Annotated in this window: 18 protein-coding genes; 6 read left to right on the top strand and 12 right to left on the bottom strand. The window is 38.5% G+C overall.

All coding sequences use genetic code 11. From position 1 onward, the window contains the following. Positions 1-169 precede the first annotated feature (169 nt). Both uxuA and R3X28_RS09475 read right to left on the bottom strand, forming a co-directional pair. Positions 170-1,360 (bottom strand): mannonate dehydratase, encoded by a 1,191-nt coding sequence (gene uxuA / locus R3X28_RS09480; protein ID WP_317664077.1) that lies wholly within the window; start codon positions 1,358-1,360, stop codon positions 170-172. A 21-nt stretch (positions 1,361-1,381) separates the two neighbouring features. Continuing rightward, positions 1,382-2,212 (bottom strand): SDR family oxidoreductase, encoded by an 831-nt coding sequence (locus tag R3X28_RS09475; protein WP_317664076.1) that lies wholly within the window; start codon positions 2,210-2,212, stop codon positions 1,382-1,384. Between the two features lie 665 nt (positions 2,213-2,877). On the opposite strand from R3X28_RS09475, the gene R3X28_RS09470 reads away from it, so the two are divergent. The 5 genes from R3X28_RS09470 (at position 2,878) to R3X28_RS09450 (ending at position 5,439) form a co-directional block, all read left to right on the top strand. Next, a complete protein-coding gene (locus R3X28_RS09470) occupies positions 2,878-3,051 on the top strand; it encodes a glycoside hydrolase family 2 TIM barrel-domain containing protein (RefSeq protein WP_317664075.1) in 174 nt (57 codons plus the stop codon). Then, positions 3,044-4,300, top strand: coding sequence for a glycoside hydrolase family 2 TIM barrel-domain containing protein (locus R3X28_RS09465; protein ID WP_317664074.1), 1,257 nt, complete (start codon positions 3,044-3,046; stop codon positions 4,298-4,300). Before R3X28_RS09470 ends, R3X28_RS09465 begins: the two co-directional genes overlap by 8 nt. Positions 4,301-4,462: 162 nt before the next feature. Beyond that, entirely contained in the window at positions 4,463-4,618 is a 156-nt protein-coding gene (locus tag R3X28_RS09460; RefSeq protein WP_218944434.1) for an alginate lyase family protein, read from the top strand. Between the two features lie 42 nt (positions 4,619-4,660). Beyond that, positions 4,661-4,843, top strand: coding sequence for an alginate lyase family protein (locus R3X28_RS09455; protein WP_411556604.1), 183 nt, complete (start codon positions 4,661-4,663; stop codon positions 4,841-4,843). Then, complete coding sequence (locus R3X28_RS09450; RefSeq protein ID WP_317664087.1) at positions 4,792-5,439, top strand: alginate lyase family protein; 648 nt, start codon at positions 4,792-4,794, stop codon at positions 5,437-5,439. The genes R3X28_RS09455 and R3X28_RS09450 overlap by 52 nt, the downstream gene beginning before the upstream one ends. A gap of 103 nt (positions 5,440-5,542) precedes the next feature. Here the strand turns inward: R3X28_RS09450 and rhaM are convergent, their stop codons facing one another. From rhaM to R3X28_RS09415, 7 genes are all read right to left on the bottom strand, one after another. Continuing rightward, positions 5,543-5,857: an L-rhamnose mutarotase gene (rhaM, locus tag R3X28_RS09445; RefSeq protein WP_154366998.1), complete on the bottom strand. Its 315-nt coding sequence runs from the start codon at positions 5,855-5,857 to the stop codon at positions 5,543-5,545. Positions 5,858-5,884: 27 nt separating this feature from the next. Further along, complete coding sequence (locus R3X28_RS09440; RefSeq protein WP_179955106.1) at positions 5,885-7,138, bottom strand: alginate lyase family protein; 1,254 nt, start codon at positions 7,136-7,138, stop codon at positions 5,885-5,887. 52 nt (positions 7,139-7,190) lie between these two features. Further along, positions 7,191-8,276, bottom strand: coding sequence for a glycoside hydrolase family 88 protein (locus tag R3X28_RS09435; protein ID WP_317664072.1), 1,086 nt, complete (start codon positions 8,274-8,276; stop codon positions 7,191-7,193). Positions 8,277-8,342: 66 nt separating this feature from the next. Further along, positions 8,343-10,847, bottom strand: a complete 2,505-nt coding sequence (locus R3X28_RS09430) for a hypothetical protein (RefSeq protein ID WP_317664071.1) — start codon at positions 10,845-10,847, stop codon at positions 8,343-8,345. 131 nt (positions 10,848-10,978) lie between these two features. Further along, complete coding sequence (locus R3X28_RS09425) at positions 10,979-13,237, bottom strand: glycoside hydrolase family 3 N-terminal domain-containing protein (protein ID WP_154367004.1); 2,259 nt, start codon at positions 13,235-13,237, stop codon at positions 10,979-10,981. A gap of 28 nt (positions 13,238-13,265) precedes the next feature. After that, positions 13,266-14,618 (bottom strand): family 43 glycosylhydrolase, encoded by a 1,353-nt coding sequence (locus R3X28_RS09420; protein WP_317664070.1) that lies wholly within the window; start codon positions 14,616-14,618, stop codon positions 13,266-13,268. Then, positions 14,615-17,482: an alpha-L-rhamnosidase gene (locus R3X28_RS09415; RefSeq protein ID WP_246200163.1), complete on the bottom strand. Its 2,868-nt coding sequence runs from the start codon at positions 17,480-17,482 to the stop codon at positions 14,615-14,617. Before R3X28_RS09415 ends, R3X28_RS09420 begins: the two co-directional genes overlap by 4 nt. 730 nt (positions 17,483-18,212) lie before the next feature. Here R3X28_RS09415 and R3X28_RS09410 point away from each other — a divergent pair. Then, on the top strand, positions 18,213-19,136 hold the full coding sequence (locus R3X28_RS09410) for a hypothetical protein (RefSeq protein WP_154367008.1): 924 nt from the start codon (positions 18,213-18,215) through the stop codon (positions 19,134-19,136). A gap of 60 nt (positions 19,137-19,196) precedes the next feature. Here the strand turns inward: R3X28_RS09410 and rhaT are convergent, their stop codons facing one another. The 3 genes from rhaT to R3X28_RS09395 form a co-directional block, all read right to left on the bottom strand. Then, positions 19,197-20,249 (bottom strand): L-rhamnose/proton symporter RhaT, encoded by a 1,053-nt coding sequence (rhaT, locus tag R3X28_RS09405; protein WP_154367010.1) that lies wholly within the window; start codon positions 20,247-20,249, stop codon positions 19,197-19,199. Positions 20,250-20,276: 27 nt separating this feature from the next. Beyond that, positions 20,277-23,111 carry a glycoside hydrolase family 2 protein gene (locus tag R3X28_RS09400; protein WP_317664069.1) on the bottom strand — a complete coding sequence of 945 codons (2,835 nt, stop codon included), beginning with the start codon at positions 23,109-23,111 and terminating at the stop codon, positions 20,277-20,279. Between the two features lie 420 nt (positions 23,112-23,531). Then, the gene (locus R3X28_RS09395) at positions 23,532-24,932 is read right to left on the bottom strand and encodes a sulfatase (protein ID WP_154367268.1); all 1,401 of its coding nucleotides are present in this window, start codon (positions 24,930-24,932) and stop codon (positions 23,532-23,534) included. Between the last annotated feature and the right edge of the window lie 8 nt (positions 24,933-24,940).

Genomic DNA, 24,940 nt, shown 5'->3' with positions numbered 1-24,940 from the left:
AATAGGTCAGATTGACCTTTCCCTTTTGCATCAAATTGGAAATTAGGAATTCATTACGTAATTCCGTTGTGTCATACTTTTTTACGGCTTCTGGACTTGAAGCATACCTGGTTTCGACTAATGTTGTCATTTTACTATTATTTTTTGTTTTCTTACAGTTCGATAAAAATTATTCGTTGAACAAGGCTCTGCGTATACCCCATTCAAGACCGCGAAGCTCTGCCAATCCCCTTAACCGGCCTATACCCGAATATCCTGGATTGGTCTTTTTACGTAAATCGTCTAGCATTTTGTGACCATGATCGGGACGCATTGGCATACGCATATCTTTTCTACCTGATGATTTACGTTTTTCATGTTCCGTAATCAAAGCTTTCATAACATTGTACATATCAACATCACCTTCTAAATGGTTTGCTTCATGAAAATTTCCATTGGCATCCCTTTGGGTACTGCGAAGATGGATAAAATGTATGCGATTGCCTAAACGTTCCACGATACCGGGAAGGTCATTGTCCTTACGGACACCAAAAGACCCTGTGCAGAATGTGAGTCCGTTATTTGGGCTATCGACAGCCTTATAAAGTTCCACAATATCCTGTTCGGTGCTCACTACCCTTGGTAGACCCAAAATAGGATACGGAGGGTCATCAGGGTGTATACACATTAAAACCCCTGCTTTTTCGGCGGCCGGGATTATATGCCCCAAAAATTCGAATAAATGCTTTTTCAACTTTACCTCATCGATAGCATCATACGCTGCTAAAATGGAGTTGAATTCTTCCAAGGAATATCCTTCCTCGGCACCTGGAAGCCCTGCTATGATATTATTCGTCAATTGTTGTTTGCCTTCTTCAGACAAATTTTCAAAATAATCCTTTGCAGCAACTACTTCCTGTTCCGTATAGGTTTCTCTCGCTCCTGGCCGTTTCAATAAAAACAGTTCAAAAGCTGCAAAAGCGGCAGCTTCAAATCGCAAGGCCCTGGAACCATCCTTTACCTCATAGTCAAGATCGGTCCTTGTCCAATCCAATACGGGCATAAAATTATAGCATACAATGTCTATCCCACATTCCCCCAAATTCAAAAGGGTTTGCTTATAAGTATCGACATATTGCATATACCCTTCAGCTTGGGTCTTTATGGCCTCATGGATGGGAACGCTTTCAACGACCGACCAGGTGAGTCCAGCAGCCTCTACTTCCTTTTTTCTTTTCGTGATTTCCGAAACCGTCCATACCTGTCCGTTCGGAACATGATGCAAGGCAGTAACTACTCCCGTTGCACCCGCCTGTCTAATATCTGATAGGGATACTGGGTCGTTAGGCCCATACCATCTCCATGTCTGTTCTAAAGTCATTCGTATTATAATTCTATATTATTAAACCCCACTAAAAGCACTGAAACCTCCATCTATAGGTACTACAACACCTGTAACAAAAGAGGCGCCCTTATCACTCAGCCATAGTGCCGTACTTATTAAATCCTCAGGTTCTCCAAAACGTCCCATGGGTGTTTGACCTATGATCTTATTCCCCCTTGGGGTCAACTCACCATCTTCCCCTAACAATAAAGCCCTGTTTTGATCCGTTAGGAAAAATCCCGGTGCCAAGGCATTTACACGTATCCCTACTTTGGAAAAATGCATTGCCAACCATTGGGTAAAGTTCGATACAGCAGCTTTCGCCCCACTATAGGCCGGAATTTTGGTTAAGGGTGTAAAGGCATTCATGGAGGAAATATTAAGGATACTACAATCCTTTCTTCCAACCATGTCCTTGGCAAATACCTGAGTGGGCAATAGCGTTCCAATAAAATTTAAATTGAAGGTGAACTGGATACCGTTAACATCCAAATCAAAAAAAGTTTTAAAGCCTTCCGTTGTTTTGAGTAAATCCTTTTCTTCCAAATAAGGTTCGCTTGTGGTTCCCGAAGGATGGTTGCCCCCGGCACCATTGACTAAAATATCACACGGTCCCAATTGACTATTGACTTCTTTTTTTGCCAATTCGAGGGATTCTTTCTCCAATACATTGGCAACCAAACTTATAGCGGTACCTCCTTGACCATTGATCTCATCAGCTACTTTATCAGCAGCCTCTTTTTTTAGGCCCAAAACCGCAATTTTATGACCTTCTTTAGCAAAGGCCTTGGCCATTGGACTAATGAGAACCCCACCGGCCCCTGTTAACACGATTACTTTTTTATCCATTACTAGATTCGTTAAATTTTAATGCTTAATTAAGGATGGACTATAAAAAACTATAGTATTCCATCAAATTTCCCTGTTTTAAATTAAACAAACGAACTATCCACGTCAACAATAGCACATAAAAGGGATAAATGAGTTCATTTTTCAAATTTTAAAAGTACCGAATGCCATTATTCTAACCATCCTGCAATATCTTGTTTCACATTAAATAAAAAGTATGGACCTTATGATATACTTTATTGTGTTTGAAAACATCGCTAAATGATTGTATACTTTAAAACTTATAATTCAACATACTAAACATATTTTCGATAACAATCATGCCGATTTGGGTTGCATTGCCCGATAAGACTCCTCTGGCTATGGAATACAGCCACACCATCATTGTAAAAGGACTTATAAGCTATTATATTATGAAACAAAAGATTAATAAATTTCGTAGTAACTGATGATAACATAAAAAGAATTATCACATTGAAAAACGTTTAAAACAGATCAATCTAGTAATTTAGTAACCTTGTTAGACGACTCCCGAACGAAGTTGTTTATATAATGGGCACAAATTAATATGAAGTCTTTTACTACTATCTTTCTTCTTTTATTCGGATTGACTTTCGGTTACGGACAATCCGTGCCCTATAGGTTCAAGAATTTAAATACCTCAAATGGGAGCCAATTTTGTTAGGCTGGCACATTACCCCCAAGATCCTGAAGTCTATAAATCGTGTGATGAACTGGGACTTTTAGTCTGGGATGAACTTCCTTGGTGTCGTGGTGTCGTGGTGTCGTGGTGGCTTAGGTGGCGAAGTCTGGCAAACCAACACAAAGAACATGCTTAAAGAAATCATATCACAAAACCACAACCATCCAAGTATTATCATTTGGTCTTTAGGTAATGAGATGTATTGGTTACCCGATTTTGAAGGTGGAGGGGATGTTGATAGAATGAACACTTTCTTAACGGAGTTGAATACAATAGCCCACAATTTAGATCCATCCCGTAAAACGGCTATCCGCAAGTATTATGAAGGAGCCGACATTGTGGATGTTTTTTCGCCATCCATCTGGTCTGGCTGGTATTCTGGCAGCTACAAAAGCTATCAGAAGGCAATCGACACCTATAAACAACAATACAAACATTTCTTACATGCGGAATATGGCGGTTCAAGCCATGTCGGAAGACATTCTGAGAGTCCTATTACCGGGGAAGGAGTAATACAATCGGATGGATGGGAAGAGGCCATTGTACAGACCCAAGTCTCAAATATTGCACAAATCGGTGATTGGAGTGAAAACTATATAGTAGACCTTTTCGATTGGCATTTACGCATTTCTGAAACCGATCCGGACTTTGTAGGAAATGTGCAATGGGCATTTAAAGATTTCGGAACTCCACTCCGGCCAGAAAACGACATTCCCTATATGAACCAAAAAGGATTGATGGATCGGGCAGGAAAACCTAAAGATGCCTTTTATGTTTTTAAAAGCTATTGGGCAGAAGATCCATTTGTTTATATAGAATCACATTCGTGGACCGAGCGACAAGGGCCTAAAGATTTAGCCAGGACCATAAGCGTGTTTAGCAATTGCGATAAGGTCACCCTATATCACAATGGAATAGAATTGGGCACAAAAATAAAGGATATCAATAGTTTTCCAGCTTCCGGATTAACATGGGATGTGCTTTTCCAGGAAGGTGGTAACGAGCTTGTAGCCATAAGTGGGGACAATACGAAAAACATTGTAAAAGACACATTAAAAGTAAACTATCGGTATCAAAAAAACGGTGCGGCAAAACGATTGACACTTTCATCTAAAAAACTTGATAATGGCAACTACTTGGTTACTTCCATTGCGGAAGATGCAAACGGATTACGCTGTTTAGATTATGAAGACAAAGTTTATTTTCAATGTTTAGAAGGAGGTAGGACCTTTAATAACCAAGGGACTCCCACAGGAAGTGAAATTATCGGAATGGCAAATGGCAAAGCATCCATAGAAGTTATTCCAGATAAAACTACACAAGATGTAACCATAATGGTTTTAAACCAAAATTTCAAGGGGACTTATCTGACAATAAAAAAGTAGGTTTCATTTATGTTTTTAATACATCGTATGTAAGTATAGTATTTTAATAAAATTTTAAAATGTGAAGTATTTCGTAATCTCCTTTCTGGTTTTTTTTATGGGGTGTAAGGCCACTCAAACAAATCTTGAATATTCTTATTTTGATAAAGAAAAAATAGGGTTTTGGATAAGGCAAAGGCATATGTAGATGCAGAACCCATTACTGTTACCGCAGGGACATGTGAAAGAAGTACAGGAAATAAAAACGATTTCTATTCCGAAGGTGACTATTGGTGGCCTGCCCCCGACAATCCTAACGGACCTTATATTCGTAAGTAAGGATTGACGAATCCCGAGAATTTTGCCGACCATAGGAAGGTTATGATACGTTTTAGTCAAATTGCCGGAGCATTGGGGTCGGCATATGTTTTTACCCACGATAAGAAGTATGCTGAGGCATTATTGCCCCATCTGAATGCTTGGTTCATTGATAGGGAAACAATGGAACCCCAATCTACTTTACGGGCAGGCGATTATGGGGTAGGGTTTCTGGAAGGGGTATAGGAATAATCGATACCATACACTTATTCGAAGTAGCCAAGTCTATTATGGCGATGCAGGATTCCGGATATATACCCCAAGAAGATTTAATAAAAATAAAGGATTGGTTTATCGAATATTTAAATTGGATTACAACACATCCTTATGGTATATCAGAAAGGGATAACGGAAACAACCATAGTGTTTGCTGGGCACTACAGGTTGCCGTTTTTTCAGAATTGGTGGGGAACACAGAGCAATCGAAGTTTGTGAGGAATATGTACAAAAACGAATTGTTACCTCAACAATTGGCCCTAGATGGTTCTTTTCCTTTGGAATTAAAACGTACAAAACCATACGGATATTCCCTTTTTAATCTTGATGTAATGACCGCGCTATGTCAAGTGCTTTCCACTCAGGACAACAGTCTTTTTTCATATACAACAGATAATGGTAAGGGAATAAAGAAAGGGTTATCTTTTCTCTATTCTTATGTAGAGGATAAAAATCTATGGCCCAATGGCAAAGATGTTATGTATTGGGACGAATGGCCTGTTCGCCACCCTTTCCTGATTTTTAGTGGCCTGGCTTTAGAAAACCAGGACTATATTGGGTTATGAAATACCTTGGAGGCTGATTTTGACAATTCCGAAGTAATACGGAATTTGCCTATTCGTTACCCTACGCTTTGCTTACATTGAATGGGGTGAAGATTTCATCCTTCTATTCCATATAAAAAACTTCTTTTAGGGGAATTGAAATAGGAGAACTATCTAGGTTGGTTTCCATAATGTCCTCCATAAAGGCCCACCATTTTTTTACAATCGGATTATCCGCCAAATCTTGGGAACCTCCATTTCCCGATACTTTTTGAAAAGCGAACAGGGTGTTTGTTTCCGCATCCAGAAAGATAGAATATTCACTTACACCTGCTTGTTTTAAAAGCTCTTTTAACTCGGGCCAGATGGCATTGTGTCTTTTGGTATATTCTTCACTGGTATTGGGTTTCAGTTTCATTTTAAAGGCCAATCGTTTCATAAATTTATCTTATATATTATATTCTATTTAGGGTAGGCAAGGATATAATAGCCGATTTATATCATATTTGTTCTTTTGGGTAATATTCATTTTGCAGTACTCCTCTATTTGGTGCATACTGCCAGTGATGACGAACATTTGCCTTAACCTTTCAATGGCATCATCAATATTCCCAAGTTGTTGATAGGGCCACTGGTTTACTTTATCAACAAAAGGTAAAAGGTAATCGTATGCTTTTTGAATATCCCCAGAAGGGGATTTGTAGTTCCATAAATCAATATTTACCCCTTCTTTTTTTCCGAAAAATGCAAGTTTTGTTAGTCCGGATAGGTTTAGGATACTATAGGTAAGGGCTTTTGTACGTTCTAACTCGTGCAGTTGCTTGCCATCGGGTTCTATTTGTGGGTCAATACGATTTTGGACTACGGATTCTAAAACGGCTCTTGCCTCTTCGGTTCTGTCAAAGAATAATAGTAAGGATACTTCTTGTACATCATAGAGGGTACCGTGGTTGTTTTTTCTTGACTTTTCAAATAGACCCAGTTCACTTGTTTGAAGCCATTTCAAATAATTGGACATCCATTTTCTAAGGGCATTGCCCAATTTTGGTTCCAATTCATTTTCCATTTCTAAAACCTCGATAGCGGTAATGATGTTTTCGATGCCTGCAAATTCTATAACACCGAAACCTCTGCCTACGCTCGATCCAGGAACGCCCTGGGCATAATTCAAGTTCGGTTTCATTTTAGTAGCCTCATCCACGAACCAAACCTTGAGCAGCTCTTTAGTCTTATCGGCATATATGATATTTCCCGAGAAAAAATACGCCAAAGAAAGTGTTTTGACGTTATGGATCATTTTATCCTTTGCTGGGTCATCAACATTTTCACCCCTTGTGAGTGGGTTTATCTTGCCATCTTTGCGGATCCATGGTAAACCGTCATCTTTATCGGGATCTGGCCACCAGTAAGGAGCCAAGCTCAAATAATCGTGCTTGTCTCCACTTGGGGCGATTTGTTTCTTTTCCATCACGGAAAAAGGTCCTTCTTTAAATGCCTTGTCCGCAGCCCTAAGTAACTTGTCGTAAGCTGATCCATAATATTCATTTCCATTTTGAATAGCTTTTTTAACTTGGGCAAGTTGCTCAAAATTATATATAGTAAGCGTATTGCTGATTCCTATTTTTCTGGGTTCATTTACAGGGGCAATATCACTAATGTGTATGCCGTTTTTAGTGTTACCATTTACTTGGCTTTTTTGACCACATATTATGTTCATCATAAATACGATGTATAAAATGGGCCATTTCAAAGTATTAAATAACATATCATTATTATTGCAGTTTCAACAACTCACTACCGGCCAATAAGAAAGCACCTGTGCCATAATTCTGCCAGCTATCTTTTGTAGCAGGTTCAGGACTGGCTCCTATATCCTGTACCCAACCTACCATGCCGTTTTCATGTTGGCAGGACATTAATGCTTGCCATGCTTTGGTGACCGAAGGGGTATATTCAGCCTTTTCAAGAATACCATTGTTGATACCCCATGCCAATGCAAAGGTGTAAAAACCACTTGCACTTACTTCGCCATGATCAAAAGATTCCGGAGATAGTAAACTGGTTCTCCATAATCCATCAGCTTGTTGTAAAGATTTAATGCGAGCAGCCATTTCTTTATAAAGGTCTACATAGAAATCGCGATTTTTATAATCTTCGGGTATATCGGATAAAATCAATGCAAGACCTCCTAAAACCCAACCGTTACCTCTGGCCCAAAATATTTTCTTTCCATTTTCTTCTTTCAGGTCTTTTTCGTTTACGCCCCATTGGAAACGGGTATCCCTTGCAAAAAGATGTTCTTCTTCGTCATATAACAAATCATAAGTTTGTTTATAAAAGGTATGCATCGCATCCAAGTACTTTTGTTCTCCAGTTTGTTTGGCATATTCAACAATAACAGGCGGGGCCATGAAAAGGGCATCACACCACCACCAAAGAATTTTTTTCTCTGCATGTTTGTCGGTCCCGTCTTTCCAAGGATTAGTTTCAAAAAGGTGGATGTCCAAAAATTCTTTGGTAGGGGCAAGGTCAACAAGATTCCTTCTTGTAGAATTGGCATAGAGATATGTATATGAAATAGCAACATCATCAGCGTGATAGGTGCGGTACAAGGGTTTCCAATCATTTCGGTATCCCATTGTTTTTAAAGCTGCTAAAAAAATGGGATTTTTGGTAGCTTGATGGGCTCGGGAAACACCAACGTAGTAGGCGCCATTGGTCCAATCTGTTGGTGCCAAGGCGAAAATTGGATGGGCTTCTTGCCATTCCATGGCTTTTACCATGGCCTTTTCTATTTTTGATTTGTCAAAATTTTCCTGTGCATTGATTCCTATGCCATATAGTATTGATAGTAACACTACAATTGTTTTGAATCTTGTTCTTTGCTTTTTGTTGTTCATCATTTTGTACTTAAAAAAGAGTTATTATTCTTGCGTAGGTTTGTAAATTTTAGTTTTAAGGGCATCATTTTTCAGAGTGATGCTCTTTGTTGTTTTTACCTTTGGGATATCTTGCTTATAATCTATAAAAACTGCTGTGGATTCCCCTGTATTTGATATAATATTCGTATCCTTATATTTTAACGAGGAACCGTCCCCCATATAAATTGAATGTAGGGAATTTTCATTATCCAATGTGATGACGGCATACCTGCCAATAAAGGAAATTTCTTTATCTAAATCCGTAAATTCTGAATTGCTGGAATCTTGGATGATCACAAATTGCTTCAAATTCTTGTTATTAACCTTGCTGCAAATTTCAAATCCTTTGAAAATGCCATTTTGTTCAAGGTTATTAACGGATGTAATGCTGCCCTTATTCCCTTTGATGGGTTCGTATACTACCGCAAAAGGATTGTTCCAAGCTTCCCCTATTTGACGAATTACCAGAGTAGGGGTCTGTGATTCTCGATAGGGTATGGGCCCTTCTGTACTTGGGGGAGCCATAACCTTGGTGTATTCCCTTTTATTCGCACCCAAAACAAAAGCCTTCATTTTAATTGGTTTTGGGTCTAATTTAGTAGCAGAGAATGTTGCGGTTATGTTTTCGGAATGAATATTAGAGGTTTCAATGAATTTAAAATAATGCCATCCTGGATGTCTTGCTTTTTTATTGTTGGTCCACGGTTTGTTTTTTGAATTGGAGAACCGCTCATTATCAGGTTTTAATACCAATGGTCTGGTATGGGATGTTAGGGATAACGATTCCCCAATATTATGGTAGATATAATCATGGAATTGATTTGGAAGTGACGATTTAGACCTGAAAACATCAATGTAATACCCTGTTTTCGGAGAGGTCCTAACTATTCCCAAGGTCCTTTCTTGAATGGCCTCGGCATTATCTCCCTTGTCATCAACAAAACGTGTCATTGAAAAGGAATTCATTGGAGAAATAGCTTCGGTTTTTGGTTTAGGCTCGGTAACGATTTTTTGAACCGTGTTGATCTGCAGTCCGGCCCAGCCTCCTTTACCTTCTGATGATCCATTGACTATAACCGTGTTGTTAGAGGCAAACAAGCGATAATAATTTTCATGTATTTCGCTTCGGTATCGGCTACGTCCCGATTTGTTTCCCAGTACAAAACCTTTACCGTACAATTCCAAGAACATTCCCGTTGCATGGCCATGAACATAATGACCTCCGCCAACAAAACCCATAAGAGCATCTGCAGGTTTATTGGTTTCACTTAGATTGCGTTGCAGAACAATACCAGCGAAGGGTATCTCATCGGTAACAGGTAATGGATAATCTTTAATACTACCATCAATGCTAGGTTCGAACCAGAGTAATTTAGTTGGTTCATTGTAATGCCTTGCCCCATAATTTCGAAAACCCAATTTAAATCTTATATAGTCACCTCTTGCAATTGCGCTATTTATTAGCGAACCATAGATTTTTCTATATTTTTCTTGACTTTCTAGTTTCGCTAAATAATAAGCGGTTTCATAGGCTTGATAATTAGGATTGTATTTTCGATGACCATCACCAAAGAGTATAGTTTCGGTTTTGTTGGGATAGGTAAGGTAATAGGGTTTAGGAAGTGCCTCAAGAATTTGTGGGTACTTTTGCCCTAAGTGTAATGAAGGGTCGTATTTGGTCAATAAGGTCATTAAATAGGTTAAGAAGGTATTGACCCCATTGGCGTAGTTTATACTTTCGGGCCAGTCGCCATCATAATCCAGATAGTGGGCGGCTACTTTTGCCAAGGCATCTTGGTGCTTTGTGTTTTGGGTCAAAAAATAAGGCAATAGGCTATTGCGTTCCTCGTCATCATCCAAAGCCAAAATATTACCTACAAGGCTGGGAGACTCCAAAACAGGCCAGTTGCAATCGATAATGCCACGTTCAAGAGCCAATTTTACGTACGTCCTGAATACTTTTTGTCCATCTTTGAAATTAAAGGGAACCATGGCATTTTGCCCTAAGTCATATACATTGCCCTTATTTTTTAAATAGGGATGTACAAAGTCATAAATAATGGGTAATTGGGCGCCGATTTCACGCGCTTCCCTAAGATGATCCTTGGTATATAACCAACCTGCATTGTGTTTTTCCTGAGGTGATGGTAAGGCCAGCAGGCCATTTGTCACATTGTGCAGCACCGAAGCAGCATACTCGGCATAAGGTTTTTCATCGGTCAGGAAATAAAGCACCCCACAATCAATGGCAGTTTGTAGGTAATGCATCAATACAATCTGTTGTTCCCTTGATCGACCATCAAAATCAGTAAATGTTTGAAATGGCGGAAAATGTGTTCCTTGTCGCTGTCGCAAGTTCCAAGGGAGTCGGTACAGGTATTCTTTCTTATCCTTTTGATAGGCAGAAAGGTCTTTTTCCACCCTTTCGGCAAACTGCTTGTAGTACGCCTTGATTTCACTATGATCTTCTATTCTTTGAAGAACAATAGCTTTGTCGGCTTGTTTCACCCAAATAGAAGGTCGTTCAACAGACTGGGAGAACAAACTGATATAACAGCACAAAAAACACACTAGTGACAATTTGTGGTGTCTTGTTAACAGTATTTTATCCCAGACGCTGTTTTCGAAGTTTAGCATGCTTATTTTTCTAAACGGAATTTGGTTGTTATTCCATCTTTTGAAGAAGTTCCTATCATTACCGTGTAGTCACCTGCTTCCAATATCTTTTCCATAGTAACGCCTGTGAATTCCAACATTTTTGGTGTTATGGTAAAACTTACGGTTTTTGATTCACCGGGGGAAAGCTCTATTTTCTGGAAACCTTTCAATTCTTTGTCAGGGCGGGTGACAGACCCTATCTCATCCTTCAAATACATTTGTACAACTTCCTTGGCCTTCATTTTCCCGGTATTGGTTAAGGTTGCACTTACTGTTATTTCCGAAGTTGGCGTAATGGTTTTGTTCGATAATGTAATATTGTCGTACTCAAATTTGCCATAGCTGAGTCCATGACCAAAAGGATATATAGGTCCGTTTTCTATGAATAAATAACCTTTTTTAAAGTTGATTTCCTTCATACTATAATGAAAGGGCATTTGTCCAATAGAGCGCGGTATGGTAACTGGCGATTTTCCTGATGGCGAAACTTCGCCAAAAATGATTTTAGCAAGGGACGAATCTCCCAATTCGCTCAAATCCCATCCATCTAAAATGGCATCGGCCTCCTTTGATATGGTATTTATAGAAAGAGTTCTCCTGTGTTTTAAAACAACGATAACGGGTTTGCCAAGTGCTTTGACCTTCATTAATAATTCATCCTGAGCACCAACTGGATCTATAGTTGCACGATCTCCCAGTGCATTGTTGAAAAAGGCTTCTTTTGATGTAAATTCGTCTCCACCCAAAAACAAGATGGTAACATCTGACTCTTTTGCCAAACCTACCATTTTTTCTATAGTGGCTTCATCTGTATGTAAAAGGTTGGGGACACCTTTGTTCTGATCGGTAAGTTCAAAACCTTTATCGGCGATGAAAGTCGTGCTTTTTCCGGCAACGGATTCGAAAGCAGCCTTAGTGTCTTCATTCAATAAAGGACCCATTAAGGCTATCTTTTGATTGGATTTTTGAAGTGGTAGCGTATTCCCTTCATTCTTCAATAGAATTATCGATTCCAGGTCTGCTTCTTGGGCCAAAGCCAATGAAGCTTTTGAGCGCACTTCTTTCTCAACTTTTTTAATATCGATATAAGGGTTGTCGAATAATCCCAATATCATTTTCGTCCGAAGTACCCGTTTTACTGAGCGATCTATCATTTTTTCAATACTTGGGTCTTTTTTGACCATTTCCGGTAAGTAGGCATAGGAATCTTCAGCATAAAGGTCTATGTCTATACCTGCAACTAAGCCCATTAATGCAGCGGCTTCCGGTGATTCGGCCACCTTCATGAAATAATAAAGTCGTGCGATATCATTGGAATCTGAAACCACATAGCCATCAAAACTCCATTGGTCCCTTAAAACGCCGGTCAGTAATTCAGGGTTGCCATGACTGGCGACACCATTTAAATCGCCATGTGATGCCATAATACCCAAAGTTCGGGCCTCCTTAACAGCAGCCTCAAACGGTGGGTAGACCTCATCGATTAATGTACGTGGTGATATTTCTATTGCGGCAAAGTTAGAACCACCCAATACTTGACCATAACCGGCAAAATGTTTAGCCACGGCGCCGATGTGCGTGCCGTTACCTAGACCCTCATAATCACCTTGTACACCTTTTATGGCGTTCACGACCATTTGAGTGGTTAGGTAAGTATCTTCTCCAAAAGCTTCTGACATTCTTCCAAAACGTGGGTCACGAACAATATCCGCTTCCGGTGAGTGGCACATATGCATTCCCCGTAAGCGGGCTTCTTTACCGACTACATCCCATACTCGGTGAACAAGCTCAGGATTAAAAGAGGCTGCTGAAGTGATCGGCCTACCGAATTTGGTACAGCCTTCTGCATCTACACCGTTATATGATTCTGTAACGAACAAGGCCGGTATGCCCCAACGGTTACTTTTGATAATATACTTTTGCAGTTCGTTATTCAGTTTTGCGGCAGCTAAGGGAGAAATATGTTCTCCTGGATTTTTAATGCCGGCAATGCCAAGTTTTAATTTTTCTATGACTCTATCTGATAGTTCCAATCGCCCTTTTTCATCAGATTTGACCCCGATATTGGCATGGAAAATTCGCATTTGGGCCACTTTTTCCTCAAGGGACATTCGCGGTAATAAATCCTCAACCCGCTCATTTATGGGGAGCGTTTCGTTTTGATAAGGCATCTTCTCCTTTTGGGCATGCACAGATAAAAGGGTAAATACAGATAAATAAGTTAAAAACAGGTATTTCATATGATTCTACTATTGGTATATAATCGATTTATTTATAAAAGGTAAAACTATCTATTTCAAGGGATGTGCCATTTTGCTCAAAAATCATGATAAATAGGTTTTCGATTTCTTGAAAGGATGAAATAGGTAACGATAAGGATTTAAAACCGTTTTGGGTTTTTCCTAATCTGAATTCTTTGGAGGCAAGAAGTGCTCCATCAAGACTATCGCGTCTTATTTCAATCATGAATTGACCATTTTCGTTGGCATTCACTAGTAAATTGATACCGGAATAATCCTTTGCTCCTTTAATATTCGGAAAGTTCAAATAGCTTTTTTGTGCATTGGTCTTTACCACAAAACCATTTTTTCCGGATTGCTTTTGTACCAAACCTTCGGCCTTGAAATAATCTTCTGCCTCGATTTTGGACTGTTTTGCCAAGTAATTTCCAACACCTACACCATCGACACGTATGGTTGCCATTTCCCCATTATCTTTATAGTGGATATAACTTATAAAAGTGTCCCTGAACCAACGGTTGCCGGTTTGGCTTATATCGCAATAGGCATAATACCATTGCTTGTGCCATTCAAAGAATGAACCATGTCTTCCCTGTAAAATTCCAGCTGGCCAAGTTGGGGCCTCATGGCCTTCGGTAAAACTTTCCGTATTGATGATACTGGCTTTATAATCATAAGGACCGTATAAGTTGTCTGACATAGCATAAAAACACCCCCAAGACAAATAGTATTTTCCATTATATTTATGAAGAAAAGGCTTGTCATCAGTAGGTTTTTCAGTGTTCTTACCGTCTTGGTTGTAAGGACCTCGCGGATTACGGATCTCCAGTTTTTTTGGGGTTTCCGCAAGACTGATCATATCATAGTTCAACTTGGCAATATAATAGTCCCATACCCCAAAAATGATATAATGTTCACCATCTTCTTCAAAGATGGCCATATCATACTCATGGGTAGGGGTTAGGTCTACCTGCAATAGGGGAGCCCCTAAGGGATCGACCCAAGGTCCTACCGGAGTATCGCCAATCACGACACCGGTCTGCTCGTTACCTTCAGAGAAATACCAGTAATACTTTCCATTTCTATACCCGACATCCGTAGCCCAGCAACTTTCAAAAGTTTTTCCAATAAAGGTGTCTTGGGGTTTCAGGGTATTTCTATACGTCCAGTTCACCAAATCGGGGGAGGACCATACCCACCAATCTTCCATGATGAATCCTTTATTGTCTATGGATTTGTCATGGGACGCATAAACGTAAGCCGTATCATTGAAAACATGCACATGTGGATCATTCAACCCTTTATTTGGCACAATGGGATTTTGACCATAAGCGGCACATCCAATTATAAAACTTATTATAATGCAGTTAAAAAATCTCATTTCTTGTAATTTATACTATATGATCCTGAACCAATGTATATACCGTTTCCGGAAGTTTCCAGTGCTTTGATCTTTTCCCAAGGTTCTCCATTGATTTTTAAGGTTTTCTTTTGGATTTCACTCAATGGAAGAATGGCTTTTGTATTGAATGGCACTTCCAAATTCATTGTGAATACACCGTCGGTTACAGACCAAGAATTTTTTATGTTTCCGTATGGTGTGGGTACAGAAACATCTGTACTTGTTATAGTATCGGGAAATTCGGGATGAACGATGAACTCTTTGTATCCCGGTTTGGTTTTTGAAGATTTTATACCTCCAAGCGATTCGAAAAAATAAGCTGCGAACCCACTATGCATCGGGTGATTCAGGGAGTTGGTCGGTCCTTCCATTTTCTCCCATTCAAACTGGCGTTCTGGCCATGTTGTGAAACCGGAATTCATTACATAGGTTTGGCTTGGGAACTCCGGTGTCGTTAATATTTGATGTGCTAAATCCGCTTTTCCATATTTCGTCAAAACCGTATAAATATATCGGTTGCCATGAATGCCCGTTGAATGGTGGCCACCTTTAACGGCAACGATATCATAAACTAAACCGTTTACTACCGCTTCTATTGCTGTATCTGGGACCATACCGAATTGTAAAGCTTGAACGGTTGCTGTTTGGCTACCATACCATTTATGTTCGGTATTGGGTATTTCTATTAAATATGCGGTATTAAAGGCTTTTTTCAAAGCTTCTTTTTCATTTTTCATTTCAGTTTCAAAAGCCGCATCTTTATTCATCTTCGCAAAGTTTTCCATGATTCCGAGCACATCATAGAAATAGGCATTTGCGGAAACTATTGGATTACATTCCATAGCGCTTGGGTTTTTTCTTCTATCCCAACGTGGTGGGCACCAATCGCCCATACCATCTTGCATAATTCCATTTTCACCTTTATATGACAAATAGTAATTGGTTAAATCTTTCATGTCCTCGTAATAATCCTTAACAATAGTCTCATCGCCATAGTATAAATAATTATACCATGGCAAATACATGGTTGCCACTCCCCAATCGATTTTCGCGTAAGTTGATGTACGTTTCCCTGGAGCTATCATTGTTGGCACTTGAAAGTTAATATCCGGATTATTATGTCCTTTGGTAGGGCGCATTTGTGTACTTATATCTTCCATATATTTTTTATAGAAGTCGTACATATCGTAATTGTATAATGCATACTCACAAAAGGCATGTGCATCACCGAGCCAGCCACATTTTTCGCGGTGCGGACAATCTTCGGGGATACCATGTACATTATCAACAATCGTCCATTTACTGATACTGTGCATTTTATTCAGTAATTCATCTGACGAAGCAAAACTACCGGTTTCTTGAATATCGGTAGCAACCAATACCGCTTTGATCATATTGGCATCCGGTTTTTTCGAGATGCCCTTGATCTTAGCATATTTAAAACCATGATAGCTGAATTTTGGTTCCCAAGACTCTTGTTTATCGCTTTTACAGATATACTGATAAATCTGTGGCATACCATTGGCGCCACCACCGGTAGAACCTTGAAAAATATCCTTACCATTGTTCAATAGCGCTTCTGTAGTGATTACTTCTATGAGTTGCCCTTCTTTTTCTTTTACGTTCAACTTTACCCAACCTGCAATGTTTTGTCCGAAATCAACGATCCACTCACCATCAGACCCTTTAAAGACCTTAACAGGTTCTAGCTCTTTTAGTTTTTTTATTGCAGGAATTTGCTGCGCACTTATTTTATCTATTTTTGGTGAAGCCAATTTGGCATTACCCCAAGATTCATCATTATACCCTACCGAATTCCAGCCATTTATTTCGTAACGTGCATCATAAGTGTCACCACCATAAACATTATTGAATACGATGGGTCCTGTAGCCTCTTTCCAAGTGTCATCGGTATAAATATCTTTTTCTGTACCATCTTCATATTTAAGTTTTACCAATAGTTTTACGGTTGGCGGTCCGTAAGCTAAATCCCTTTCCGATTCCGGATCGCGTTTCCACGAGATATTTTGTCCATAAAAACCATTGCCTACTATGATTCCAAAGGCATTCTTGCCAGACTTTAGTGCTTTGGTAATATCATAATTCACATAATATGCTTGTTTATCGTAATTGGATGGTGCAGGATCAAGAACATGGTCACCCACCTTTTCTCCATTTAAATACAGCTCATAGTAGCCTAAACCGCAGATGTAAGCTTGGGCGTTCTTAATTCCTTTGGAAATATCAACTTCATTCCTAAAGTAACTAGCAGCAAAACCATTGACCTTTTGCGGTGTTTTCATTCTGCCCGTTTTGTAATCCCTGAATTGGTAAGGCGATGTTCTGGTATCTTTGCTTAGTGTAATCCATTTGGAATCTCCCCAATTTTCATTGTTCATGAGACCCATTTCAAATTTTTGAATATCGGACCATTCTGAAGGTTGTTCTTTTTCGTCCCAAATTTTGACTTTCCAAAAATACTTTTGCATCGCTTTTAAGGCTTTGCCATTATACTTTACAAAGGTTGATTTGGAACTGGTTGTTTTACCTGAATTCCATACATCTGCATCATTCTCATTCAATATTTCTGGAGATGATGCCACCAATAATTGATATGCCGATTGTGATTTGTTCAATTCTTTGCTGCTGACATTCCATGAAAATAGGGGTTGTTCGGTTTCAATGCTTAAAGGCTTTTCTTTATGGTTGCAAGTGAGTTTTTGAAAAGCCAAAGTACTTTTTTCATGATTTGGATTACATGAATAGAGAAATGAAAAGAGTAAGCAACCTAAAATCAATTGTTGGTTCATGCTACTATCTATAAAAGAAGAAACCTGATTCATTATTATTTTTATGAAGGAATTTGTATACATTTAAAAGGTGCTTATTGTGTTTTTATAGTTCTTGAGAATTTTTATTGTACCAGACAAATTAGTCTATCAGGTATAGGATTGTCACTCTTATTATAACTAGTATATATATAAAATTGGGAATGCCTTCTTTTCATTTATTATTGCTTATTGCATGGGCGGTTGAATTTTACATTATTAATAAAATCACTGAATTCCATGGTCAGTCCCGGGGTTGCTAAACCTTTCTTTTTGACAAGGTAAAAATGGCCCAGGATCAAAAGTGGAAACCCAATAAAAATGCACTTTATTTAGTGTTTGTCCTAATGCACTAAAATAGACTTTTCCCACTTTTAAAGTATCCTGTACTATGCGGTTTTGCTTCCATTTTCCTCTCTGCAGTCCCAAATGAGGGTAGTCTTTGTTTCTTTACAAAGACCTTATGCTTTTATATAATAGGTGCGAACAAATGGTTGTTGTTATGAGGGTACAGGTTACTTTCTAGAAGTGGTTCGGCTAAATTTGATCTGGTTGCATGCTTTCTTTTTTGTAGGTATCACCGGAATTGTTAAAAATGATATATCTGTCACTCAAGGCCCTTCAAAATGACATTCGTTGCAATATCTTTTATTTCTATATTAATGTAACTCTTCCCAATCAGTATACCACAGGACGGTTTAGCATGGTTAAAAATATATTTTAGTCAAAACTATGGCTAACTCATATGAAAAACTTAAACTTCTATTATAAATTCATATCGATATTCACTTTATTTATTATTGCGTCTGTAACTTCTTGCCAATCGGGAGATGACCTTTCTGGAGAAGAGGGTGTAATCGATCCTTATCCTGTTGAAGAATCAGAAGTAAAAGATGAGGAAACAGGCACGTATACCACTTGTACCCAAGCAGGCACGAATGCGGATAGAGTAACAGATATAGCAAAACCTGTAAATGTTGGTACTATTGATGATCGAAGTTGTTACGCGAACTACAAAGAGATCACTATTGATGGTACTGTTTGGGGCATGTATAATATTACACACGAATCCAATCATATAGATGCACCAAACACCTTACAACCTAGGATCGAACGCTCCTTGGCCAGATCCCAGACCACGGGTATAGGAAGTTATGCCAGATTTACGGGTACCGTGCGAATTCTTGAAGTAGGCAAAACCAATAGTGAAGGTAGCGATGGCACTTATATAATGCAAGCTAAAGGAAAGCATACTGGCGACGGAGGCTCGGCAGATCCCGCCATTTGTTTGTATTTGGCAAAACCTGTATATGGTGCAGATGAAAATGGTAATCAAGTACAGAAGTCATTTAACATTTATCGAGAACAAATTAATTATAGAGGAGGTTCAGGAGCGGGAGGAAGAGATATCGTTTATCTTACAAATATTGAAAAGAATACTCCAACCGATATTGAATTAGAAGTAGGTTTTAGACAAGATACAAATGATGCCTCCAAAAAAAATCATTATGCCGATGCTGTAATTGGGGGAACTTCTTTCAATTGGAACATTCCAGAACCGGAAAGAGGAATTCAATCAGGAATTAGGTATGGCGCTTATCGAGTTAAAGGAGGTAGAGCACAAATTAGGTGGGCAAATACTACGTACAAGAAAGTGGAAAATAACTAATTTCCTTTAGTGTTAATCGGGATATAACTTATTTGATAGATATATAGAAGCACCTATTAACTAAAAAAAATTCCCTATTCCAACTAAAACAATTGAAAATAGAATTACTATAATTCCAGCAGCTATTGTTAGTTTTGTTTTTTTTGCAACACCATGCCACTCTTTTCGGTATATCCCCCAAAGATTTGCAGTTAGAATAATGGTAGACATATGTAAAATCCAAGAGCTCGCGCCATTACCCAGTTTACTTTCACCCATTCCATAAAAGAAAAATTGCAAAAACCATATAGTTCCTGCCAAAGCTGAAAACAGTAAATTTTTACTTATGGGTGTATTGGGATTCGTGAAATCTTTATATGATTTATTTTTTAAACTTAATATGGTGGTCCAAAAGAAATTTGTGGTTAGACCTCCCCAAAGAATGACTATAAAAGTAACATTGTTGGCGAACAAATGATTATATCCTGCTTTTACGGCAGCATCTGCTAAAGGTTTACCTACTTCTATACCAAAACTAAAAAATGAGCTTAAAATTCCTGAAAGCACGGCAACTATCAGCCCTTTCACTAGATTGAATTCTAGAATACTTTCCTTTTTTTTATCTTCTGAAAGCTCATTTTCTTTCATGATACCAGCTTTACCACAAACAGATATACCAATAACACAAACCAGAACACCCAGCAACACTATTTGTCCTCCTGAATTCTTCAACATGTCGGTGAAAGACACCTTTCCTTCTGTAGGAACGATGTTATAATAAACTGAAGGCACAATGGCACCAAATGCAGCGCAAAAGCCTAATACTACCGAATTGCCCAAAGACATTCCCAAAAAGCGTACACCTAGACCATAGGATAACCCCCCAACTCCCCATAGCAAACCCATTAAAAAGGTGAAACTTAAAATTGAATTTGAACTTGATGATATAATCTCTGTAAATCCAGGTACCGTTAACCATGCTGCGATTGGCGGTACAATTAACCATGACATAACACCACCGACCATCCAATAGCTTTCCCAAGCCCAACCTTTTACTTTATTGTAAGGCATGTAGAAACTACCTGCCGCAACTCCTCCTAATGAATGAAATAGTACTCCTAATATTGCCTGCATAGTCTTAAAATATTCTTGATATGATAATTACTCCAAGTCTATGTCAGTCCTTTTGGCTTTTATATCGGTTTTGCTCCAATTTATATACATGGAAACAGATCCTTTTATCTGCCCATCAATATTGTTTGGTTGTGCATCCGGACCAAATTCGGTGGCAGGTTTCCATTTAGATCCCACGGCGGAGATATGGTCAAAGAAGAAGAGACCTTCTTTTTTAGGGTAGCTCCATATGGCACGTTTGGCATCTTTTGCATTGATAGGATTCAGAACTCCCAAAATGACATCCGTTTTGTTCTGGAAGCCAATGTTCAGGTTGTTTTTTAGGTAGAAAACAGCCCAATCCCAAGGGGCAAAGCAACCTTCGAAAGATGGTGGGTTGTATACCAATCCAGGAATGTTCACTTGTTTCTCAACAGCGTAAACATCTAATGACCCTCCCTCTTTTCGGTTTTTCCAAATACGCTCAGGACCTTCACCTAACCAGCGTTTACGAAGCAATTCATCAGCATTTATTTCTACGCCTATACCAGTGTAGTTGTATTTACCGGAATCTAGGGTGTAAGCATAATCCAATAGAATTTCCCCGTTGGTTTTGAGTGTCCACTTAATATAATCAAAACCTTTACTGTCTTTGGTTTCAATAAGCCAATTTCCACCTATTTGGGTCGCATTGGCTTTAGACGAATTGTTCGTGTAGGTTACTAGTGAAGTATCGGCTTGTTCAAAAGTCAGGAACGGGAAATTTCGAATACTTGTGGGCTTACCTTTGTCGGTTACAGAAAGTAAAACACCACTATTGCCATCAAATTTTAAAAGTGTATTTTGTCTTTGGAAAGTAAAAGGTTCGTTCTTTGATTGTTTAAATGGAATATTTATAGAAGCTCTAAAGGTGGGGCGTTTGGATGTTGAAATGGGCAAACGTTTATCGTAAACCAAATTCCCTTTGGTATCATAGACCTGAATGGCCAAAGCATCATTATTGACAAACGAAGAAGGTAGATTCAGCGATAGTTTTCCTTTTTCGCCAGCTCTGATATCGGTATTTATTTTACCGGAAGCCACGGTACGGTGACCATTGGGAGTACCATCTGGATTGGCGAAGTTTATAAGTTTCCATTCAATATTACATTGATTCAAATTGGTGAATGTGAATTTGTTGTGAACATTAAGTTCGCCGGAAAAGTCGTCACCTATATTTTCGTCACTTATGGAAATAGGGGACCAGATTTCACGAATGGCATAAAAACTACCATCTTTTTCACCATGTGGACCTACGATACCATCGGCGGCCTTGGCTCCTTGGTTATCTGCAACATACCCATTGTCCGTTCGCATTAACCCTTCGTCAAATAATGCCCAGATGGTAATACCCCCGCCCACTTTAGATTTTTCGAACAAATCCCAATAGGTTTTAAGGTTGGCGGCACCTCCGCCATCATAAAGGGCATGAAGTGTTTCATTAGGTAAGTAAATATGATCTTCTTTGAACAGAGCACGTTTTACGGTTTCATAATTAGGGTAATAAGTGGTGTTCACAATATCCCAATCGGGAGTATACCCTTCAAAGATATTTCCATTTTTAGGGGCGTTTTTTAAAGGGCGTCTTTTTTGGATGTCCCATTGGTGAAATACGGAATCGAGTTCTGGATTATGGGCATTGTGGTTTCCATTACTCCATAGAATAATGGAAGGGTGATTTACGTCTCGCGTAACAATCTCTTCGACGATTTGGGCTCCTGTTTTCGTGTCTAAGGGTTTTACCCAGCCCGTTGTTTCGTCCAAAGAGAGTATCCCTAAAGAGTCACAAAGATCAAAGAAATATGAGTCTGGAGGGTAATGACACGGACGAACACAATTGAAATTTAAATCCTGCATTAATCGCACATTTTCTTCCATGTTCGATCTTGAAAGTGTTCTTCCCGTTTCGGGCCGGAAACTATGCATATTGGCACTCTTTAAAAGAAGACGCTTATTATTGAGATAAAAACCATCGTGATCACGTACTTCAAAGGTTCTAAAGCCAAATTTTTGTTTATATGTATGTAATACTTCTTTCTTATTTTTTAGTTTTATTTCTACAGTATAAAGATTAGGGAACTCGTGAGACCATTGTTTAATATTACTAAAGCTGGATTGTAAAGTTGTTTTATTATCGGTTATATTCGCTTTGAATTCCTCGCCTACTTTATTATGGTCTACATCATAGATTTGCGCCACTACACTTTTGGCATTCTTTATGCCGTTAGTAAAAACGTCCATGGTAAAATCACCCGTCATTTGTGCATCAATGGCTACGTGCTCAATAAACTCAGCAGGTACTTCTTGAATAAATACGGGCCGAAAAATTCCACTAAAAAGCCAAAAATCGGCATAGCGCTCTGCTTTTACTAACGATTCATTACTAGAGGAACTATTCACCTTTACCTTGAGTTCGTTCTTTCCATCTTTTAGATAATCGGTTATTTCAAACTTAAATTCAGTAAATCCACCTTGGTGGAATCCAACCTGATTTTGGTTCAGTTTAATATTGGTATCGGTCATTGCACCTTGGAAAACAATAAAGTATCTTTTTTTCTGGTTTTTTGAAAAATCAAACGAATGTCGGTAATACCCAATAGAGGGTTTTTCGCCTACCATTTTATCCATTCCGTAAAGATAATAGCCAAAACCTTCCGTTTCCCAATTGGAGGGTACCGGAATGGTTGTCCAAAACCCGCTATTTCGACCTTCACTTATTTTAAAATCCCAATCAATAGCTGTTTCTGCATCTTTACCTGATAAATAAACTTTACTCTGAGCTTTAGCATTTGAATACAGTAGTATAAAGAGCAGGAAAACGATTGGAATGTTTTGATTATACATTATTCATTTTTTTAATAATTAAATTTAGACGGATGATTCTTATATATTATCCTGTGGTATCAGGTATTAGAAGTACAATGGCTCCAAATAGGCAACAAAGGCCCAATACTACCGATTTTCCCAATTATATACCCAAATAGCGTAAACCTAGGCCATAGGATAGTCCCCTAACTACCGATAGCGAACCCATTTAAAAGGTGAAACTTAAAATTGAATTTGAACTTGATGATATGATCTCTGTAAATCCAAATATCGTTAACCATGCTGCGATTGGCGGTACAATTAACCATGACATAGCGCCATCGACCATCCAATAGCTTTCCCAAGCCCAACTTTTTACTTTATTGTAAGGCATTTAGAAACTACCTGCGGCAACTCCTCCTATTGAATGAAATAGAACTCCTAATATTGCCAGTATAGTCAACTTTTATTATACTTATTAATGTATTCGGGATTTTTGGTTGCTGGAACGGGCGCATTAGTTTCTTCCCACCATTTCTCAAGTAGTTTTATTAATTCCTCCACTTTTTCAGGATAGGTTTCTGCTAAGTTGTTTCTTTCTCCAATGTCGTTGGCCAAATTATATAACTCCTCTCCATTATCTTCAAAATAATAATGAAGTTTCCAATCTCCTTTTCTTATAACAGATCCTGGGCGTGTTCTAAATAAGGAATCTCGATTTTCGTTATCATTAACATTATAAGCTTCCAAATAAATGGGGAAGTGCCAAAATAACGAACGCTCCATAGTTTGCACTTCTTCTTCAAGAATAGAACTTAAATTATTCCCATCTAGAGATAGTGAATTCGTATCAATTCCAGCATAATTCAATACCGTTGGAAAAATGTCCAAATTGGTTATTGGAATATCACTTTTGGTATTTGAACTTATTTTATTGTTCAGAACAAAGAAAAATGGTTCTCTAATACCACCCTCATAATAACTTCCTTTTCCAGCTCTTAACGGTTTTTGTTTGGTAATTCCATACAATCCTCCATTGTCTGATGTAAATACAATAAGTGTATTATCAAAAAGGTCTCGTTCTTTTAATTTATGTATGAGCATACCAATATTTCTATCGAGATTATCTACCATGGAAGCATATTTTGCATTGCCTTGTCCTTTCCAAGATTCCTTTTGTTCATATTTAGGCACTATACTGTCTACCGCCATTATGGGTACGTGCACCGCGTAAGGTGAATAATTAAGGTAAAATGGTTTTTGTACCGTATCAACAAACTGTATGGCCTTTTCCATTATGGCATCTGTTAAATATTTATCTGGACTACCATCAATAGTTATATTTTTATAGGGTGGGTAATAACTTTTGGGAAGACCGTTATGACCGCCTCCAATATTTACATTAAAACCATATTTCAAAGGGTCATTACTTAAATGCCACTTTCCTGCATGACAGGTTAAGTATCCGTTCTCTTGCAAAACCTGTGGCAAAACTTTATGTTTAGGTGATAAGGTATGTGTGTTTTTAGTAGGGATTAATTTTCTATTTTCAGATTTCCCCCGGTCAGAAGGGCTAACTGTATAAATACCGTGTCTTGGTGTCCATTGGCCCGTCATTAAACAAGCTCTGCTAGGTGCACAATTGGATGCTGATGCGTAGCCATTTGTAAAGACCATACCTAAACTAGATAGGTAATCAATATTGGGGGTTTCATAGTATTCACTACCCATAAAGCCAACATCTTTCCAGCCCATGTCATCTATGTTTATGATGATTATGTTTGGAACTATCGATTCTTGTTCGCTATTGCATGAAGAATTGAGTAAAACTATTAAAACTAAAATTATTAGCCTTTTCATAATGTTTT

This window comes from Maribacter sp. TH_r10 (assembly GCF_033101095.1).
GTDB lineage: Bacteria > Bacteroidota > Bacteroidia > Flavobacteriales > Flavobacteriaceae > Maribacter_A > Maribacter_A luteus.
This window is presented reverse-complemented; position numbering and strand designations above follow the sequence as displayed.

Bases quoted from the DNA above. Each gene is read 5' to 3' on its own strand.
- uxuA (WP_317664077.1), bottom strand. From the start codon at position 1,360: ATGACTTTAGAACAGACATGGAGATGGTATGGGCCTAACGACCCAGTA.
- R3X28_RS09475 (WP_317664076.1), bottom strand. From the start codon at position 2,212: ATGGATAAAAAAGTAATCGTGTTAACAGGGGCCGGTGGGGTTCTCATT.
- R3X28_RS09470 (WP_317664075.1), top strand. From the start codon at position 2,878: ATGGGAGCCAATTTTGTTAGGCTGGCACATTACCCCCAAGATCCTGAA.
- R3X28_RS09465 (WP_317664074.1), top strand. From the start codon at position 3,044: ATGCTTAAAGAAATCATATCACAAAACCACAACCATCCAAGTATTATC.
- R3X28_RS09455 (WP_411556604.1), top strand. From the start codon at position 4,661: ATGATACGTTTTAGTCAAATTGCCGGAGCATTGGGGTCGGCATATGTT.
- rhaM (WP_154366998.1), bottom strand. From the start codon at position 5,857: ATGAAACGATTGGCCTTTAAAATGAAACTGAAACCCAATACCAGTGAA.
- R3X28_RS09440 (WP_179955106.1), bottom strand. From the start codon at position 7,138: ATGATGAACATAATATGTGGTCAAAAAAGCCAAGTAAATGGTAACACT.
- R3X28_RS09425 (WP_154367004.1), bottom strand. From the start codon at position 13,237: ATGAAATACCTGTTTTTAACTTATTTATCTGTATTTACCCTTTTATCT.
- R3X28_RS09420 (WP_317664070.1), bottom strand. From the start codon at position 14,618: ATGAGATTTTTTAACTGCATTATAATAAGTTTTATAATTGGATGTGCC.
- R3X28_RS09415 (WP_246200163.1), bottom strand. From the start codon at position 17,482: ATGAATCAGGTTTCTTCTTTTATAGATAGTAGCATGAACCAACAATTG.
- R3X28_RS09410 (WP_154367008.1), top strand. From the start codon at position 18,213: ATGAAAAACTTAAACTTCTATTATAAATTCATATCGATATTCACTTTA.
- rhaT (WP_154367010.1), bottom strand. From the start codon at position 20,249: ATGCAGGCAATATTAGGAGTACTATTTCATTCATTAGGAGGAGTTGCG.
- R3X28_RS09400 (WP_317664069.1), bottom strand. From the start codon at position 23,111: ATGTATAATCAAAACATTCCAATCGTTTTCCTGCTCTTTATACTACTG.
- R3X28_RS09395 (WP_154367268.1), bottom strand. From the start codon at position 24,932: ATGAAAAGGCTAATAATTTTAGTTTTAATAGTTTTACTCAATTCTTCA.